11 protein-coding genes are annotated in these 20,974 nt (G+C 41.5%); 9 read left to right on the forward strand and 2 right to left on the reverse strand.

Annotated features, from left to right (window positions below; genetic code table 11):
• The first annotated feature begins 495 nt into the window (after positions 1-495).
• From ACTNES_RS12495 to ACTNES_RS12510, 4 genes are all read left to right on the forward strand, one after another.
• The gene (locus ACTNES_RS12495; protein ID WP_441039498.1) at positions 496-1,620 is read left to right on the forward strand and encodes a DUF362 domain-containing protein; all 1,125 of its coding nucleotides are present in this window, start codon (positions 496-498) and stop codon (positions 1,618-1,620) included.
• Positions 1,621-1,775: 155 nt separating this feature from the next.
• A complete protein-coding gene (locus ACTNES_RS12500; protein ID WP_291817979.1) occupies positions 1,776-2,324 on the forward strand; it encodes a TIGR00730 family Rossman fold protein in 549 nt (182 codons plus the stop codon).
• Positions 2,325-2,602: 278 nt separating this feature from the next.
• Entirely contained in the window at positions 2,603-3,553 is a 951-nt protein-coding gene (locus ACTNES_RS12505) for a nucleoside hydrolase (RefSeq protein ID WP_441039484.1), read from the forward strand.
• A gap of 35 nt (positions 3,554-3,588) precedes the next feature.
• Entirely contained in the window at positions 3,589-4,548 is a 960-nt protein-coding gene (locus ACTNES_RS12510) for a 3'-5' exonuclease (RefSeq protein ID WP_216460810.1), read from the forward strand.
• Here ACTNES_RS12510 and ACTNES_RS12515 read toward each other — a convergent pair.
• Entirely contained in the window at positions 4,519-5,757 is a 1,239-nt protein-coding gene (locus ACTNES_RS12515; protein WP_441039486.1) for a D-alanyl-D-alanine carboxypeptidase family protein, read from the reverse strand. The genes ACTNES_RS12510 and ACTNES_RS12515 overlap by 30 nt on opposite strands.
• 705 nt (positions 5,758-6,462) lie before the next feature.
• Between ACTNES_RS12515 and ileS the strand changes: the two genes are divergently transcribed.
• The 5 genes from ileS to ACTNES_RS12540 all read left to right on the forward strand — a co-directional run bounded on the left by ileS (position 6,463) and on the right by ACTNES_RS12540 (position 18,674).
• Complete coding sequence (ileS, locus tag ACTNES_RS12520; protein WP_441039488.1) at positions 6,463-9,618, forward strand: isoleucine--tRNA ligase; 3,156 nt, start codon at positions 6,463-6,465, stop codon at positions 9,616-9,618.
• 278 nt (positions 9,619-9,896) lie between these two features.
• Positions 9,897-12,359 (forward strand): glycogen/starch/alpha-glucan phosphorylase, encoded by a 2,463-nt coding sequence (locus ACTNES_RS12525; RefSeq protein WP_441039490.1) that lies wholly within the window; start codon positions 9,897-9,899, stop codon positions 12,357-12,359.
• Positions 12,360-12,738: 379 nt separating this feature from the next.
• On the forward strand, positions 12,739-16,608 hold the full coding sequence (locus ACTNES_RS12530) for a hypothetical protein (protein WP_441039492.1): 3,870 nt from the start codon (positions 12,739-12,741) through the stop codon (positions 16,606-16,608).
• Between the two features lie 161 nt (positions 16,609-16,769).
• Positions 16,770-17,738 (forward strand): N-acetylmuramoyl-L-alanine amidase, encoded by a 969-nt coding sequence (locus ACTNES_RS12535; protein ID WP_441039494.1) that lies wholly within the window; start codon positions 16,770-16,772, stop codon positions 17,736-17,738.
• 72 nt (positions 17,739-17,810) lie between these two features.
• Complete coding sequence (locus tag ACTNES_RS12540; RefSeq protein ID WP_022380208.1) at positions 17,811-18,674, forward strand: NifB/NifX family molybdenum-iron cluster-binding protein; 864 nt, start codon at positions 17,811-17,813, stop codon at positions 18,672-18,674.
• Positions 18,675-18,777: 103 nt separating this feature from the next.
• On the opposite strand, the gene ACTNES_RS12545 is transcribed toward ACTNES_RS12540, so the two are convergent.
• Positions 18,778-20,974, reverse strand: a 2,197-nt coding sequence (locus tag ACTNES_RS12545; RefSeq protein WP_441039496.1) for an Ig-like domain-containing protein, incomplete at its 5' end; no start/stop codon positions are given.

Raw genomic sequence — 20,974 nt, forward strand, 5'->3', positions numbered from 1 at the left:
TTGCTAAGTAAACATACCTACTCATTTATCCACCAACAAAATTACGAACAACTCAGTATTTATCAGAGTTTTAAGTGTTTGAGTAGGAAAATAATGAGAAGTTAGCAATTAAACAGGAACGGCTGTGCTCGTAGAGATGCAGTCGTTCTTTTGCGATTTATTCTTCAAAAAAATTTGTATGATATTTTTTGACTTGATAAATGCTCTTTGTTACAATAAAAATATTGTAAATAAATAAAGATAAAAACATTTATGAATGAAAGGAAAACATACTATGGAAGAATATGAAGTAATCAGCATCCCGGTATCAGACGGAACAGAACGGGATTTTGGCATATTCATGCCAAAACACCTCGCGGGATAGTAGCGTGTGAACAGTAACCACAAAATTCTATGAGCAGATGTAAATAAAAAATATCTCGAAAAGAACTTGTCTCTTGTGATAAAATAGAAAAGAAAATTAAACTTGACCAATAAGAACAGGAGGAAAAAATGATGGAAAAATCAACTGTTTATTTTACTGATTTTCGATGTCCGGTAGGTACTAGCCAGCTTGACAAACTGAAAAAGCTCTGCATAGTAGCCGGTATCAAAAACATCGATATGGATGGCAAATTCGTAGCAATCAAAATGCATTTCGGAGAACTTGGAAATATGGCTTTCCTGCGTCCGAACTATGCAAAAGTAGTAGCTGATCTCTGTAAAGAGCAGGGAGGACTTCCGTTCCTCACAGACTGTAACACACTTTATCCGGGAAGCCGTAAGAATGCGCTGGAGCATCTGGACTGTGCAAACATGAATGGTTTCAATACGATCACAACCGGATGTCAGATCATCATTGGTGATGGTTTACGCGGTACAGACGAAGTAGAAGTACCTGTAGTAAATGGCGAATACTGCAAGACTGCACTGATCGGACATGCGATCATGGATGCAGATATCTTTATCAGCTTAAGCCACTTCAAAGGTCATGAAGCAACAGGTTTCGGCGGCGCTCTGAAGAATATCGGAATGGGATGCGGAAGCCGTGCCGGAAAGATGAAACAGCATGCCAGCGGAAAACCAGCAGTAAACGAAGAACTCTGCCGTGGATGCCGTCGCTGCGCGAAAGAATGCGGAAGTGACGCGATTACATATCCGGATAAAAAAGCAGTCATTGATTATGATAAATGTAAAGGATGCGGCCGTTGCATTGGAGCCTGCAGCTTTGACGCAGTATACAATCCAAACAGCAGTGCAAACGAACTCCTTGACCGTAAGATGGCAGAATATGCACAGGCAGTCTGTCATGGTCGTCCACATTTCCATGTAGCTCTGGTTCAGGATATCAGCCCGAACTGCGACTGCCACGGAGAGAACGACGCACCAATCCTTCCTGATATCGGAATGTTCGCAAGCTTTGACCCGGTAGCTCTGGATCAGGCATGTGCAGATGCCTGTCTGAAAGCAACTCCGATCGAGAACAGCCAGCTTGGAGAACATCTGGCAAAACCTGACTGGCACTGTCACCACGACCATTTCAAAGATTCCAACCCGAACATTGAATGGCAGGCAACACTGGATCAGGCAGAGAAAGTCGGACTGGGAACCAGACAGTATGAGCTGAAAGTTATAAAATAATAGCAGTTAATTTTTCAGGCTAATTCAGAAATTTATCAAGGCGTCTGTAATTAGAAATATTGTGACTATTCAGTAGTCAACTGAGAAGCTGCTGAACAGATACGAAGTATTTATATAATAATATTGTTATATGAGAATATAAGGAGATTCTTGAAATGAACATTTGCATCTATGGCGCAGCCAGCCCGGAACTGGCTCAGATTTATTACGACAAAACAGAAGAACTTGGCAGACAGATGGCAAAGCGTGGCCATGGTCTGGTATTCGGAGGCGGCGAGACAGGACTTATGGGAGCTGCGGCCAGAGGTGTGGATGCAGAAGGCGGATACCTTCTGGGGATTGCCCCACGTTTCTTTGATGAACCTGGCATTCTGTATCAGCATTGCACAGAATTTATCATGACTGAAACAATGCGAGAGAGAAAACATCTTCTGGAAGAGAAATCTCAGGCAACCATTGTAGTTCCCGGAGGAATCGGAACCTACGAAGAATTCTTTGAAATTCTTACACTTAAAAGTCTGAAACGTCTGGATCGTGCCATTGTTTTCTATAATATCAATGGCTATTATGACCTGATGAAGCAGCTTTTGGAGCATACAGTCAAAGAGAAATTTATGGAACCGGAGATTCTGGATATGTGTAAGTTTATGGATAAACCGGAAGAAATTTTCGATTACATAGAACAATATTGCGCAGAGAAGTAAAGAAACGATATAATATTGTTGAATGGAATTATAGCAATCCTCGTAAACATAATGCAAAAAGTTATGTTTACGGGGATTTTGTATATGATAAGAATAAAAAGTGTAATAATGTGATTGTTACTGAGAACGGAATGAACAGTAACAATATCTTGCGTTTTACGTCAGGATATCAGGTGTTTACAGTAAAATCTCTGTCTGTTATACTATAAAACAGACACCCGATACAGGTGAATGGGATAAAAGGTATTTACAAATTACATGCAAAGGGGATGAAAACTATGGAAAAAAGAAAAATTATTGTGGACTGTGATCCTGGAATTGATGATTCAATCGCTCTTGCGTATGCGGCAGCACATCCGGAAGCTTTTGAACTTCTGGCTGTGACAACAGTAGCAGGAAATCAGACAATTGAAAAAGTAACCAGAAATGCATTGGATGTAACAGCACTTTTTAAACTGAACGTGCCGGTTGCAGCAGGAATGGTAGAACCTATTGTCAGAGAGCTACAGACAGCATCCGAATTTCACGGAAAGAATGGTCTTGGAGATTGCACAATCCCGAGAGCAGATGCAGAACCGGAGAAGGAGATGGCAGTCTTTTATATTAAGAAACTTCTCACAGAACTTCCGGAAGGAGAGAAAGTAACTCTGATCTGTACAGCGCCGTTGACAAATATTGGTTTACTTCTTAAAATCTATCCAGAAGTAAAAGCGAAAATTCAGGAGATTGTTCTTATGGGCGGAGCAATAGCCGGAGGCAATGTGACAGCATCAGCAGAGTTTAACATTTATGTAGATCCGGAAGCAGCAAGAATCGTATTTAAATCCGGTCTTCCGATCGTTATGTGTGGACTGGATGTCACAGAGAAATGTGCGCTGACAAGCTCACAGATCCAGAAACTCAGCCAGTCTCAGAATAAGATTGCCAGATTCTGTGGTGAAATGACAGGATACAGTCTGGCAAATGGAAACAAATTCAGAGGAAAAGTAAGCATTCATGATGCAGTACCATATATGTATCTGACACATCCGGAAATCTTCAAGGTAGAGAAAGTGGCATTGGATGTAGACTGCTCTGATGGAGTATCCGCAGGAAGAACGATCGTAGATTTCCGCTGGTGGATGTATGAAGAATCAGAAGAAAATATTGCAGTTGTGGATGTGGATGTAGCTAAATTCCAGGAATATCTTATAGAAGCAATTTATGAACTGGGAGAGAAAGTAAAATAAAAAGATGCTGAACTGCATATAAAAGGAACGGATTAATGAACTATATTGTCTTTGACTTGGAATGGAACCAGAATCCTGCGGGAAAGAAATCGCGTAACGACAAACTTCCATTTGAGATTATCGAGATCGGAGCTGTAAAAGTAAACAGCAGGAAAGAAATTACAGATAGTTTTCACAGACTGATCAAACCACAGGTTTATAAATGGATCCATGACAGCATTCATGAGGTAATTCATGTGGATTACAAAGACCTTATGAAGGGCGTGCCATTTGAACAGGCGGTCCGGGAATTTCTTGACTGGTGTGGAGAAGACTGGTACTTTTTTACATGGGGAAATCAGGATGTGATGGAACTTCAGAGAAATATGAAGTTTTATAAGTTGCTGGATTTGCTTCCAGGTCCCGTGACTTATTATGATGTACAGAAATTGTACAGCATCAGTTACGATGATGGTGAGCGCAGATGTGCACTGGAACATGCGATTGATGAATTGAAGATAGAGAAGTCGCAGGGGTTTCACCGGGCACTTGCAGATGCCTGGTATACAGCAGAAGTTCTGAAGAAAATAAGCAATATCATGATCATTAATCATCCGTCTCTGGACGTATACCAGAATCCGAAGAAGAAAAAAGATGAGATCCATATTTCCTATCCGGATCATGACAAATATGTATCCAGGGAATTTGCCACAAGAGAGAGAGTCATGAAAGACCGCGAAGTGACAAGCACCAGATGTCCGATCTGTCATTTGCCTGCAAAAAGAAAGCTGCGATGGTTCATGAACAATCCAAAAGTTTATTACAGCGTGTCTGTCTGTGAGGAGCATGGTCTGGTAAAAGGCAAGATACGTATCAGGAAAACGGAGGAAGAGAAATATTTTGCCGTGAAAACATTACGTTTCACAGATACAGAAGAAGCGGAGGAACTTCGTGAAAGAAAAGAAGTCCTCCGCCTTAGACGAAAACTAAAAAGAAGTGCAGAGAAGGAGATCTGAAAGGATCTCCTTTTCATATTGCATTCCATAGCCGACCATATGGCCATTAAAATAATATTTACTTTTGATTCGTTTCGGCCCAACGGAATTATTAAGAGTTTTTTGCTTCTTAACAAGCTGGGTTACATCAGTTCCCACAGGAACTGTCACATATACATGTCTCATATAATAGAAAGAACAGCGGTTTCCGTTATCCTTTAAAAGATGTTTCTCACAGGGAAGAAATTTCACAGGAGCAGGATTGGAATCCACGTTCATATCTACTTTTTCAAAATTATCAAATCCATAATCAAATAAAGATGCGGTATCCGGAAAAGCTCCGTTTGTAGAATTTAATACAACTGCAATGAGAATGGAATTGCCTCTCTTGGCATAGGTGACAAGTGTATTGCCGGCTACATTTGTATATCCGGTTTTACCACCCATAACCCCGTCATAGGCATAAGACTGTCCGGCCATCATTTTATGGTGATTAAGTAGATAACGGGTTTCCGGCTGCTTATTTGTCGGTGGGATTTCGTAAGTCTGAGTTGTTACAAATTTACGGAATCTTGGATTATACCATGCGGCTTTGGCGATCTTCATCATATCGCTGGCAGTTGTATAGTGTGTTTCATCAGGGAGACCATTAGGATTGTTGAAATGTGTATTCTTACATCCGAGCTGTGCTGCTCTCTGATTCATCAACTCAACAAACTTCTTAACAGAACCACTGGTTTTCTCTGCAAGTGCAAGCGCCATCTCATTGGCAGATTCCAGCATCAGGGCCATCAGAGCCTGTTCTACAGTAAATACTTCTCCGGTTTCTGCGTAGATAGAGGAACTTCCTGCCTCAATTCCGTAAGCAGCTTCCTGTGACATGGTGAGTGTATCATCCATATCCAGATTCTCACATGCCAGAAGTGCGGTCATGATCTTGGTAATACTTGCAGGATAGAGTTGATCATTTGCATTTTTTGAATAAAGGATTGTATCGGTTACGGCGTCCATTAGTACAGCAGACTGTCCCTCAATATTTGGACCGGTTGGCCAGTCTTTTATGGAATCCGTATCTGCAGCCTGTGAATAAGTCGCAGAATGAGAGACCTCAGAAGTGGCGGAATCAGTCTCCGTGGCATAAGTGACAGAGGGCTGGGACACCAGAAGTCCTGCGCAGAGCATTCCGGCAAGAGAACGCTTTATTATCGTATGAAATTTTTTGTTAAACATTTGAAATTACCCTTCATTATTAATATACATATCGATTGTTCATTTCAGTCCGGTGCATATTTCTGTCGTTATTCTGTGTTGCAATAATATCCGGACAAAATATTCTACCCTATTATATCATTATTTACAATGGATATGTAAAATTTATTGTTACCTTAAATATTCCAAAAAATACTTGACACAGTGAAATTCCAGACCTTATAATAAATCCGCATAGTTAAATAGATTATAAGTCCACAAAAACGTTGATGGAGACAGTAAACTGTAACAGAAAGCTTCAGCGAGCCGGGGAGGGTGCAAGCCCGGTGTGAGTAAATACAGCGGAAGATCACTCCGGAGTTTCAGTTCCCAAGGCAGCAGCAGATAAGAACTGGCGGTGATTCCGCCGTTATCGGATCATGTATCGGCTAAGATGCCCGTACAATGTAACTGGTGGTATAACGAACGTAAATAAACCTTCGTCCTTTTACAAAAAAGGGCGATTTTTTTGTTTTATCCTGGAATGAGATGAGATTCCTGCTAACGGGAATCTGATTTCGTTCCAGGATACCCCTGATGTATCATAAAGAACTTCGCAAAATGAAACAAAAAAGATGGAAGGATTATTTTCGTTCTTAAGTGATGCCGGTAAATGATGAGGATATGATTATCAGGCATATATTTTCGACATCTTATACAAATAATATAAACAGGAGGTAAATTACTGTGTACCAGAAAGTTGATACGAACTTAAATTTTGTAGACCGTGAGAAAAAAGTAGAAGAATTCTGGAAAGAAAACCATATCTTTGAGAAAAGTATGGAGAACAGAAAAGAGGGAGAAACCTATACATTCTACGACGGACCGCCAACTGCAAACGGTAAACCGCACATCGGCCATGTACTTACCCGCGTTATCAAGGATATGATCCCGAGATACCGTACAATGAAGGGCTACATGGTTCCGCGTAAAGCAGGATGGGATACCCACGGACTTCCGGTAGAGCTGGAAGTAGAGAAGAAACTTGGTCTGGATGGCAAAGAGCAGATCGAAGAATACGGTATGGAGCCATTCATCAAACAGTGTAAGGAAAGCGTCTGGAAATACAAAGGAATGTGGGAGGATTTCTCCTCTACTGTTGGTTTCTGGGCTGATATGGAACATCCATACGTAACTTACTATGACGATTATATTGAATCCGAATGGTGGGCATTAAAAGAAATCTGGAACAAGAAGCTTCTGTATAAAGGCTTCAAGATCGTTCCTTACTGTCCAAGATGCGGTACCCCTCTTTCCGCACAGGAAGTATCCCAGGGATACAAAACTGTAAAAGAGCGCTCCGCAGTTGTAAGATTCAAGGTTATCGGTGAAGATGCATACTTCCTTGCATGGACAACAACACCATGGACACTTCCGTCCAACGTTGCACTTTGCGTAAACCCGGATGAGACTTACTGCAAAGTAAAAGCAGCAGACGGATACACATATTACATGGCAGAAGCACTTCTGGACAAAGTCCTCGGCAAACTTGCAAAAGAGGAAGGTGAAAAAGCATACGAAGTTCTGGAAACCTACAAAGGAACAGATCTGGAACACAAAGAGTATGAGCCGCTTTTTGCATGTGCAGGAGAAGCAGCAGCAAAACAGAAAAAGAAAGCTCATTTCGTAACATGTGACACATACGTTACTATGAGCGATGGTACAGGTATCGTTCATATCGCACCTGCATTCGGTGAAGACGACAGCAGAATCGGACGTAACTATGATCTTCCATTTGTACAGTTCGTAGACGGACAGGGTAACCTGACAAAAGAGACTCCATACGCAGGCGTTTTCGTAAAGAAAGCAGACCCTATGGTTCTCACAGACCTGGACAAAGAAGGCAAACTTTTCGATGCTCCGAAATTCGAGCATGAATATCCACACTGCTGGAGATGTGACACACCACTGATCTACTATGCAAGAGAATCCTGGTTCATCAAGATGACAGCAGTTAAGGATGACCTGATCAGAAATAACAATACAATCAACTGGATCCCTAAGAGCATCGGTAAAGGACGTTTCGGTGACTGGCTGGAAAACGTTCAGGACTGGGGTATCAGCCGTAACCGTTACTGGGGAACACCGCTGAACATCTGGCAGTGCGAATGCGGACATATGCATTCCGTTGGAAGCCGTCAGGAATTATTTGAGATGAGCGGTGATGAGAGAGCCAAGACAGTAGAGCTTCATCGTCCATACATTGATGAGATCACACTGAAGTGTCCGGAATGTGGTGGAGAAATGCACCGTGTACCGGAAGTTATCGACTGTTGGTTCGACTCAGGAGCAATGCCTTTCGCACAGCACCACTATCCATTTGAAAACAAAGAATTATTTGAGCAGCAGTTCCCTGCAAACTTTATCTCCGAGGCAGTAGACCAGACTCGTGGATGGTTCTACTCACTCCTTGCAGAATCTACACTGCTCTTCAACAAAGCACCATATAAGAACGTAATCGTTCTGGGACATGTCCAGGATGAGAACGGACAGAAGATGAGTAAGTCCAAAGGGAATGCAGTTGACCCGTTTGACGCACTGAACAAATACGGCGCAGACGCGATCCGCTGGTATTTCTACATCAACAGCGCACCATGGCTTCCAAACCGTTTCCATGGCAAAGCCGTTGTAGAAGGACAGCGTAAATTCATGAGCACACTCTGGAACACATACGCGTTCTTCGTATTATATGCAAACATCGACAACTTCGATCCAACTAAATACAATCTGGAATATGACCAGCTTCCAGTCATGGATAAATGGCTCCTTAGCAGATTAAATACAACTGTTCAGGCAGTAGACAATGATCTGGCAAACTACAAGATTCCGGAAGCAGCAAGAGCACTTCAGGAATTCGTAGATGAGATGAGTAACTGGTATGTAAGAAGAAGCCGTGAACGTTTCTGGGCAAAAGGAATGGAGCAGGATAAGATTAACGCTTACATGACTCTGTACCATGCACTGGTAACAATCGCCAAGACAGCAGCTCCGATGATCCCGTTCATGACAGAAGACATGTACCAGAACCTGGTAAGAAGCGTAGACAAAGATGCTATCGAAAGTATCCACCTCTGCGACTTCCCGACTGTAAACGAAGCATGGATCGACAAAGACCTCGAAGCAGATATGAAAGAACTTCTTGAGATCGTAGTTCTCGGACGTGCATGCAGAAATACAGCAAACATCAAGAACCGTCAGCCGATCGGAACTATGTATGTAAAAGCTGAGAAGAAGATGGACAAATTCTACACAGACATCATCGCAGACGAGCTGAATGTCAAAGAAGTAAAATTTGCAGATGACGTAGAATCCTTTATCTCCTACAGCTTCAAACCACAGCTTCGTACAGTAGGACCGAAATACGGTAAACTCCTCGGCGGAATCAAACAGGCTCTCACAGACATTGACGGAACAGCAGCAATGAACGAGCTGAGAACCAACGGTGTCCTGAAACTGGATATCAACGGAAACGATGTAGAACTCACAGAAGAAGACCTTCTTATTGAAACAGCACAGACAGAAGGATATGTATCTGAATCCGACGGTGAAACATCCGTAGTCCTTGATACAAACCTGACACCTGAACTGATCGAAGAGGGATTCGTACGTGAGATCATCAGCAAGATCCAGACCATGCGTAAGGAAGCCGGCTTCGAAGTTATGGACAAGATCGTAGTATACGCTCACGGAAACGACAAGATTCAGGATGTCATGAAAGCACACGAAGATGAAATCAAGTCAGAAGTACTTGCAGACGAAATGGTACTTGGCGAGACCGATGGTTATGTGAAAGAGTGGAACATCAACAAAGAAGCAGTAACTATGGGTGTTAAGAAACTGTAATTGACAACATTCGGTCAATTACTGACAAGGTACTGATGAGTTACAGGTATTTCACAGGAAATATACTACTTTCGCAATGCACGATAACAAAAAAATGTTATAAAATTCGGCAATTATACACATGACAGACTGTCGAAAAAAGAGTATCATTATCTTTGACAGTCTGATTTCAGAGAGAAAACAGAAGAGTTGACGGAATGAAGAGGTTCACCGGCAATATCCGCAAGGTGTATTGCTGAGAATAAAGTGAACAGTGAAACCATTACGGGAGGTATGAAATGACAAACGAAATGTTCAAGAAAGAGGCATTCAAGAAAAGCGTAAAAGACAACGTAAAATTCCTCTATCGAAAAACAATTGAAGAAGCTACACAGGAGCAGATTTTCCAGGCAGTAAGCTACACAGTAAAAGACGTTATCATCGATAACTGGCTTGAAACACAGAAAGCATACGACGAACAGGATCCAAAGACTGTATACTACATGTCCATGGAATTCCTGATGGGACGTGCCCTTGGAAACAATCTGATCAATCTTTGTGCATATGGCGAAGTAAAAGAAGCTCTTGATGAGCTGGGATTCGACATCAACTGCATCGAAGACCAGGAACCAGACCCGGCTCTTGGAAACGGTGGTCTGGGAAGACTTGCTGCATGCTTCCTTGATTCTCTCGCAACATTAAACTACTCTGCATATGGATGCGGAATCCGTTATCACTACGGAATGTTCAAACAGAAAATCGAGAACGGTTACCAGATCGAAGTACCGGATAACTGGTTAAAGAACGGCTACCCATTCGAACTTCGCCGTCCGGAATATGCCAAAGAAGTACACTTCGGTGGATATGTAAGAGTAGAGTACGATCCTGAAAAGGGCGGAAACAAATTTATCCATGAAGGATATCAGGCAGTAAAAGCCATTCCTTATGATATGCCGATCACAGGCTATGACAATGATGTAGTAAACACACTTCGTATCTGGGATGCAGAGCCGATCGTAGACTTCGAGCTTGATTCCTTTGACAAGGGTGATTACAAGAAAGCAGTAGAGCAGGAGAACCTTGCCCGCAACATCGTAGAGGTCCTTTACCCGAACGACAACCACTATGCCGGTAAAGAGCTGAGACTGAAACAGCAGTACTTCTTCGTATCTGCAAGTTTACAGGCAGCAATCGATAAATATAAGAAGAAACACAGCGACATTAAGAAATTATATGAGAAAGTAACCTTCCAGATGAACGATACCCATCCAACTGTAGCAGTAGCAGAGTTAATGCGTATCCTCATGGACGAAGAAGGACTTGGCTGGGACGAAGCATGGGAAGTAACAACCAAATCCGTTGCTTACACAAATCATACCATCATGTCCGAAGCACTTGAGAAATGGCCGATCGAGCTCTTCTCCAGACTTCTTCCACGTGTATACCAGATCATCGAAGAAATCAACCGTCGTTTCATCCTTGAGATCCAGGCAAAATATCCGGGAAATTATGAGAAGATCAAAAAGATGGCTATCATCTATGACGGACAGGTTAAGATGGCTCACCTTGCAATCGCAGCAGGCTACTCTGTAAACGGTGTTGCACGCCTTCATACAGAGATCCTGAAGAACCAGGAATTAAAAGACTTCTATGAAATGATGCCACAGAAATTCAACAATAAGACCAACGGTATCACTCAGAGACGTTTCCTGCTTCACGCAAATCCACTCCTTGCAGACTGGATCACAGAGCATATCGGACCGGACTGGATCACAGACCTTCCGCAGTTAAAGAAACTGGCAGTTTACGCAGATGATGACAAAGCACTCCAGGAATTCATGAACATCAAGTTTAAGAACAAAGAGCGTCTTGCAAAATACATCCTCGAGCACAACGGCGTAGAAGTAGATCCGCACTCCATCTTCGATGTACAGGTTAAGAGGCTTCACGAGTACAAACGTCAGCTCCTGAATATCCTGCATGTTATCTATCTGTACAACCAGATCAAGATGCATCCGGAAATGGAATTCTACCCAAGAACATTCATCTTCGGTGCCAAAGCATCCGCAGGTTATGCAACAGCCAAGAAGATCATCAAACTCATCAACTCCGTAGCAGATGTAGTAAACAACGACGCTTCCATCAACGGCAAGATCAAAGTTGTATTCATCGAAAACTACAGAGTATCCAACGCTGAGTGGATCTTCGCAGCAGCAGACGTTTCCGAGCAGATCTCCACAGCAAGTAAAGAAGCATCCGGTACAGGTAACATGAAGTTCATGCTCAACGGTGCTCCTACACTTGGAACAATGGACGGTGCTAACGTAGAGATCGTAGAAGAAGTTGGCGCAGAAAACGCATTCATCTTCGGTTTAAGCTCCGACGAAGTAATCAACTACGAAAACAACGGCGGATACGATCCAAACGTGATCTACAACACAGATGAAGAAATCCGTCAGGTACTGATGCAGCTCATCAACGGAACCTTCTCCAATGATACAGAACTCTTCCGTGACCTGTACGATTCACTTCTCAACACAAAGAACACAGACAGAGCAGACCGCTACTTCATCCTCGCAGACTTCCGTTCCTATGCAGACGCACAGAAACGCGTAGAAGCAGCATACAGAGACGAAAAAGGCTGGGCTAAGAAAGCACTCCTCAACACAGCATGTAGCGGTAAGTTCACATCCGACAGAACTATCCAGGAATATGTAGATGATATCTGGCATCTGGATAAGGTTATTGTCAGAAAGAAATAATACACATATTTATAGAAGTAACTGCTTCTGAATAAGAACCAAAAGTCATCTGGCAGTACAGTTTATCAGGAATGTTGTACTGCCGGAACTTTTTTGATTAAATTTACATGGAAAATACAGAAAAGTTTGGGAAATACATCATCTTGTGATAAAGAAGAAAAACTTACCGTATTTGTAACAAATTATAGATTTCAGACCTGAAAAATCAAGGAAAATAAATGTTTTAGAAGTGTACGAAATTTAAAAAAAACGTAAAATTCTTGGCATTACCCTTGACAAAAACTGGTGAAAGCACTATTATTAACCATAACAGACAGATTATGTCTAGGAATCTTTACCCAAAAGAAATAGTTATATTAAGGAAAGGGGAACTATAATCATGACAAAGATTAAAAACACGAAGAAAGGCATGGCTAAGAAAACCTTAAGTATGTCTCTCGTCGTTGCAATGCTGGCAACCTCTAACGTGCCGGTTTGGGCTGCTGAATTTAGTGACGGTTCTGACACTGTAGCAGTTACATCCGAAGCCGCAACAAGCGACTTCACTGATACAGAAGCACCTGTTGTTGATGATACTACTGATGTTTCAACTGCACAGGCAGTAGAAGGTTATTCTGTAGATACAAACGAAGAATTAAAAGCAGGTGACTGGGCAACAGGACTTGTTTTTGGACCTAAAGCAGGTGTTGATGCAAAAGATGCAAAATTTGTAATTTCTGATAAAAATGGTGTAGCAGTGAAGGCAACTACTGTTGAAGTTTATAGTGGTTCTGATCTTCTTACAACCAAAGCTGTAAGTAATGGAAATATCGCAGCTGCATTAAGCAGTGTTAACGTTGGACTCGATGCATACAAAAACAGCAAACAGGTTACTGTTAAAGTTTATGTTGCTGGTGAGAAAGAAGCAGTATATGAAATGACTGCAGCTGTAAATCCTGTTTCCATCGAAGATGGCAGTTGGAATGTATTTGTTAGTAGTCTGTCTGGCATTTACAATGGAAATATTCAGGTCCCACTTATTGAAGTTAAAAATTCAGCTGGAGAAAAAGCATCTTGTATTGTTAAATTTGTTGATGAAGCAGAGGCTAAGAATGTAGGAAAATATCAGGTATATGCCGAAGGTAATGACGAAGAAGGATTTACCGGAACTCTTACTAATAATGATGCATTTTATAAATATAGAATTGATCCTGCAACTCCAAATAAAGACAACTTATCTGTTGCTATTTCCGGTAATGCTACATACAATGGCGACACAAAACCAACTGTTGTTGTAACAGATAAACTTTCAGGAGCTGTTATTCCGGCATCTTTATATGATGTTGCAGTTACAAGTGGAGCTGTTGGTTCTTATACAAAAGATAATGTAACAGTAACATTAAAAGCTAGCGCAGGTAATGTCGTTAATAACTTTGCTGCTGGTGTTGTACCTAAAGAGTGCATTTCCGGTTCTTATACAGTAAGTGCTCTTGACTTAAGCAAATTAGGTGAAAAATATACAGTAAATGTTAATGATAAGAAAACTAATGTAAATGTAAAGGCTGATGATATCACTTTTACAGATAAAGCTACAGGAGCTGTTCTTGCATATGACAAAGTTATCCCGGCTGGTGTAACTATCGTTACAAGCGATAATAAAGCTGTTGGAACAGGTAAAGTAACTCTGAAAGTTACAAATCCTAAGGATACAAATATTGTAGGTGAGTTCTCTACATCATTTAATGTAGTTAACGCAACTGTTACTAAAGCTGATGTAGCTGTAGCAGCTGGTACAAAGATTGGCACAACTACTTTTGCCAAAAAGACTTCTCTTGCAGATGCAGGTTTAGAAGCAGAAGTTGCAAAGGTTTTAGCTAATCAGTCATATACAGGTTCCGCAATTGAACCATTAAAAGACATTTTCTCTAATCTGGTACTTGCAAAATCTGCAACTGTAGCAGATCAGAAACTTGTTCTGGGAACTGATTATGATCTTACTTATACTGATAACACAGATTCTAAATTTGTAAGCAAGAAGGATGCAACTATCACACTGACATTCAAAGGAAGCTATTCTGGAAAAATCCAGTATACATTTGTTATTGCTCAGGCAAAAGCTACAGTAGAAGGCAAGAACATTGAAGTTGTTCCGGGAAAGAACAGCTATGATGTAGAAGCTAAAGTTGTTGTTGGTTCTAAAGAAGTTCCTGCAGCTGATTATACTGTAACAACAAATAAAAAAGCAACTAAAGGAATTGGTGATACTGCTGAAGGTGTTGTAGTATTCAACAATAAGAACTATACCATCGATGGCGGCATTGTTAATAAAGATGGATATGCATATAAAGAGATTTCTTCCACAATCGTTGCAAAGGATATTTCCAAATGCACAGGAACTGTAGAAGGAAGCTATGTATATACTGGCGAGAAGATTGAGCCGAAGTTAGTTATTAAAGATGGCGACACAACATTAGTTGAGGGTGTTGACTACTCTATCGCAAGCAAAACAGGTACAAATGCAGGTGTTGCTCATGTAACAGTTAAAGGTATTGGCAATTATACAGGAACACTTACTATTGACTACACAATCGCAAAAGCAAATCTTGCTAATGCAACTGTACTGAATAATGTAGGTAAAGCAGATTATGATGTTGAATACATCGGAACTGCTCAGAAACCAAACGTTGCAACAGTTAAGATTGGAAATAAGCCTTTAACACTATATGATCCGATTAGAAAGATTGGTGATTACACAATTACTTATGATGAGAACGCTGTAGAGGTTGGTTCTTACACCTTCACTATCAAAGCAGTAGCAGGAAGCCAGAATGTTGAAGGTGAATATACCGGAACATTCAAAGTTACTCCAAACCAGTTAACCGGACATTTTGAATCCAAACTCGGTGGTACAAAAGCTAATCCTAAGACCCCACTTAATGTTAAAGAAACAGGTGCATACTATACAGGATCTGCAATTACCATTGATTCCTTTAAGACAAAATATGTTCTTAAAAATGATAAAGATGGTAAAGTCCTTACAGAAGGCAAAGACTATGAATTAGTATACACTGACAATGTTAATGCAGGTGTAGCTACAGTTGTTGCTTATGGCCTTGGAAATTATGCTAAGGTTAATAAAGATGGTAAGAAGACAGCTATCGCTACCATGACATACTATATTGAAGGCGAAGGCGTTATTTCTACAGATTGGATCCAGAAGATTTCTGATGTTGAATATGCTGGCGGTCTTACAGTTGAACCAGAAGTAGTTGTTGTTAAACCTGGAACTAAAGAAAGACTTGTTCAGGGTAAGGATTATACTGTAACAACAGAAGTAACAAAGATTGGTAAATATACACAGAAAGATGTTACAATTACAGGTAATGGCGCTTATACAACTACAAATAAAAATAATAAAGCTTTAACAATCAGCAAAAATCTTACATGGAATGTAACAAAGAAAGATCTTGCAAATACTACTGTTTCTGTAGATTCTGAAAACAAGAAAGTTACCGTTATGAACGGTACTGTAGTTGTTCCATCCAGCGAATATGATGTAGCATTCAGTGAAGATGGAAAGAAAGTAACTGTTACAGCTAAAGCTGACAGCAAATACTACACAGGTTCTAAAGTACAGGATGTTGATGTCGCAACAGTTGGTGTTCCGGTTATCTCCGATGTTAAGGTTGTTGGTAACAAAGCAACTGTAGTTCTTTCTGAAGATGTTGATAATGCTACAGGTTATGATTATGTAATTTCTACAGATCGTGACTGCATCACAAACAAAGATTACGCTTCTGTAAACAAGAACCAGGTTCAGACTTCTACTACATTCAAATATGTACAGAAGGGTGTTTACTATGCATACTGCCACGCTTGGAAACGTGATGAGAACGGAAAGAAAGTATTTGGCGAATGGTCTAATGCTTATCCATTCTCTGTAACAGCTATCACACCAGATGCTCCGGTTATCACAAACGTAAAAGTAAGCGGTTCTACTATCAAAGTAACATACAAAGCAGCTGCAAACGCAACTGGTTACGACGTAGTACTTGGAACATCTTCCAAGAAAGAAAACGGTGAGACACGTCCGTATCACTATGGCGATCACAAAGTACTGAACCTCAAAGAAGGTACAGTAACAGCTACATTCAAGAATGTACCAGCAGGCACATGGGTAGTTGGAATGCATGCATTCAACAGAACCTCTGAAGATGGAAGCAAGGTATTCAGCTCATGGTCAAACCTGAAAAAGGCTACTGTTAAATAATCCATTTGGGTAAATAATACAGATTCCTAAAAAGAAGGCTCCGGTCATTGCGACCGGAGTCTTTCTTTTTAGGAGTTTTTTCCACATTCCCGGATAATCCTATGGTATAATCAATATACAGACCATTACTTAAAATATTTCTATATGAAAGGAAGTCATGTATGAAGAAAAGAAAATCATGTTTTATCTGGCTCTTATGTATTCTTCTCCTGATCATAGCGTTGCCTGTTGTAGATTTTACAGAGGTCCAGGCAGCATCCGTCAATAGCACTTTTACCGGCTGGAAAACCTCTGGTGGAAAAAAATATTATTATAAAAATGGCAAAAAGCTGACAGACCTGCACAAAATCGGTAAGTATTATTACTGTTTTGCAGTAGACGGTACCATGCTTACAGGGTGGCATCGTATTCATAACCGTTTCAGGTATTTTGGCAAACAGACCGGAAGAATGCGTATCAATCAGACTGTAAATGGACGAAAGATTAACAGTAAGGGGGTCTGGACTCCTGTTGTTGTACTGGATCCGGGGCATTCTGCTGTCGTTGCCGGCGGTTATGAGCCCCTTGGTCCTGGTTCCGGTCAATTAAAGGAGAAAGATACTTCCGGAACTCAGGGTGTTGCTACAGGTGTGGAGGAATATAAACTTAACCTGAGTATCGGTCTCCAGTTAAGAACTCTTCTTCAGAAAAGAGGGTTTAAGGTAATAATGACCCGAACCAACAGTAAAGTAGCTCTCAGTTGCATTGACCGCGCAAAAGTGGCGAATAAGGCAAATGCAGATGCGTATATCCGTATCCATGCCAATGGAAGTGATAATTCCTCTATCAGTGGAGCACTGACTATCTGTACAACCAGAAACAGTCCTTATATTTCATCTATGTACAGAAAAAACAAAGCTCTTTCTGAGGCTGTACTCAATGCATATGTGTCAGCTACAGGATGCAGAAAAGAATACGTCTGGGAAACAGACTCTATGACCGGAAACAACTGGAGCAAAGTTCCGACAACGATTATCGAAATGGGATATATGAGCAATCCCTCCGAAGACCGCCGTATGCAGCAGAGTTCTTATCAGAAAAAAATGGTACGGGGAATTGCAAATGGAATTGAGAATTACCTGATCAAATAGCCTTGCTTTTGTGGCACAGACAGTTTATACTGGACTGAATGGGTATAAAAAATAATTTGGAGGATTTTTTAAATGAAAATTGCAGTAACATATGATAATGGAGAGATTTTTCAGCATTTTGGAAAAACAGAGTCTTTTAAAGTTTATGAAGTGGAAGACAACAAAGTAGTTTCCAGTGAAGTGATCGGTTCTAACGGTACAGGACATGGCGCACTTGCAGGTCTGCTTGCTGAGCAGGGTGTAAATGTTCTGATCTGCGGTGGCATCGGCGGTGGTGCTCAGACAGCTCTCACAGAGGCAGGAATCGAATTATGCGCCGGAGCCCAGGGAAATACTGATCAGGCAGTTGAAAGCTATTTAAAAGGCGAATTAGTGTCTTCCGGAGCCAACTGCGACCATCACCATCATGAAGAAGGGCATTCCTGTGGCAGCCATGAGGAGGGACACTCCTGTGGAGACAGCTGTGGTGGCGGATGCGGTGGATGTGGCGGATCACAGCCACAGCTTACAGGACGCAATGTAGGAAAAACCTGCCGCACACATTACAGAGGAACTTTCAATGACGGAACACAGTTTGATTCTTCTTACGACCGTGGCGAACCGCTGGAATTCATCTGCGGTGCAGGCCAGATGATCAGAGGGTTTGATGCTGCTGTAGCTGACATGGAAGTTGGTCAGATCATTGATGTTCACCTTATGCCTGAAGAAGCATACGGTATGGCAGATCCAAACGCTATCTTCACTATGGAAATCGCCCAGCTTCCAGGTTCCGAAGACCTGACAGTTGGCCAGCAGGTATACTTGTCAAACCAGTTCGGTCAGCCATTCCCTGTTAAAGTGACAGCTAAGGATGAGAAAAACATTACATTTGATGCAAACCACGAAATGGCAGGAAAAGAACTTAACTTTAAGATTGAATTAGTAGAAGTGAAATAAGACAAATACTCAGGGCAGCCTCCCGGCAAAGATTTTGCCGATGAGACTGCCCTGTTTTATACTTTATTTACCAAAGTGATAGTGCTTTTTGTAGTTTTATAATTTACGAGTAAAGATTTATCGTTTTTGTGGGCTTACTGTATATTCGCTTACCGTTTACTGTCTTAAAAGCTTTTACATAATAGTTATAAACCCAGTACATGCCTGTCTGGGAATCATAAGCTTTTGTGTCTTTCCAGGTTGAGACAGAGGACTTCACTGTTTTGGCAGCGGAACCATTGCGGTAAATCACATATCCGGAAGCACCGGCTACTTTTGTCCAGGAAACCTCTGTACCACCGTTACTCATTTTACATGAAACCTTAGATGGAGCCGGGACAGCAGCTTTTCTTGATTTCACCGCTGAAAATTTAGAATATTTGTTTTTTCCACTTGCGTTGGTTCCATAAGCACGGACTTTAAATGAATAGGTTACGCCCGGTACTACAGCTGCATCGAAACTGAGGGATCCTGTTTTCAGAGTTTTTATCCGCTTATAAGAAGACTGGGAATCTGTCTTGCAGTAAATCTGGTATCCTTTGGCACCCGGAACCTTTTTCCAGGTTAAATGTATTTGATCTGCAGATTTCTGGGAAAGTTTCAGCACAGGTTTTGTCAGTGGTGTGTTGTTCTCAGATACCTTTACCGTCACCTGACACTGGGCCTGAAAATCTCCGGCAGAAGTAGTGATTACTGCCTGACCATAACCGTTCCCCTGAATGGTTCCATCCTCTGAGACAGACGCAACCCCAGGATTACTGCTTGTCCAGACCACGTCTTTTACATCATCAGAGTTAGATGGTGTAAAGGAAGGTGTGAGCTTCTGTGTATTGCCTTCGTTAATTGTCAGATCTGTCTGGTTCAGAGCAATTCCATTAAGTGGAGTTGTCACTACGGGGATTTCATACAGGTATGTGCGGGAACTGTCATAGTTGCCGTTATCATAATTTCCGGATACCCATACAATATTACGTCCCCATAAGATCGGCTGGGAATCCGTCTGGATCGTTACATTCTTGTATAACTTGGATAATATTACGTTTCCGGACATATCCATAAGGAGATAATGCAGAACGCTCTGGTTGGAGGTTTCCTCTGAGAAAAGGACTGCGTACTGATTATTTCCTGTCGGGATGAGCTTTGGTTCCGTCAGAGTTATTTCTGCTCCTGACGGTGAATACTGAGTGAGCCAGATAAATCTGGAAGCCATACTGTTCTTATCTGTGATTATCATAAAGATATTTTTGTTAAGATTCTCATATCCGGTTTGTCCATTCACAGCAAAACCATGGGGAACAGACTTGCCTACTGTGATCAGATTATTTCCCGCCAGAGAAAATCCGGTTACCTCGCATCCGGTATAATTATCACCTGTAGCCCCCATAAAAGGAAAGATATTTACCGCACGATCCTGAGCGATATATCCGCCGGAATATGCGGAGAAGGAAGACAGGATCAGACCTCTGTAATAAGCATCCCCATGATCCAAAAAATATACATGAGAACCGTCATTTACAACAAACTGATTAAAGGAATGGCTGCAATAAGGCATATCTGAATTAATAAGCGTCATATCCTGAGTGTTGATGACAAAAGTGATATCACTCTGATGGTGTATTCCTTCCATTCCATACATTTCCCGTCCTGTATGGACAATCAGGGTAGAACCGATCTGGGTCATGCGCAGGGAAGCAGCATCAAAAGGAATGTAGATTCCTTCAAACATATTTGTATATCCGCCACCAATGTCCGTTGCACCAAGCAGTTTCCAGGCACGGCTATATTTGAGAATCCGGACAGCCGTTATGCTGTTGTCTTCGTTCAGATTCTTCTGCCCTACTGCAACATAAAAATTCCCGTCTGGTGCAGCATAGAATCCTCCCCACAATGGAAGCGGAAGCTTTACTGTTGTTACATTGGTAACATTAAGATCGGAATTGCAGGTGGCATCATATAAAGTCTGATCTTTCCAGGCAACAATGTGAAGATTTCCTGTCTCATCTGTATAGTAAGAAGTATATTCAGGATTTGCCCAGTTCCAGCTGTAAGATCCGCTGTTGATTCCCATACCCTGAAGCTGGGAAAGAGCCTTTCTCCGGCCAAAGGAAGACTTTGAGGAATATGTGGAAGTACCAGCTGTTATTCCCTGACCTGCATTTGCAACCAACGTGTCCCCCTCCTGAACAGAAGGCATTTCCTTTTCATCCGAAAAGAAATCATCATCTGTCTGTTCCGAAGTAAACTCATCTTCAGTGTCATTG

Origin of the sequence: Blautia sp. HCP3S3_D9 (assembly GCF_052063845.1) — a bacterium.
In the GTDB taxonomy this organism is placed as follows: domain Bacteria; phylum Bacillota; class Clostridia; order Lachnospirales; family Lachnospiraceae; genus Blautia_A.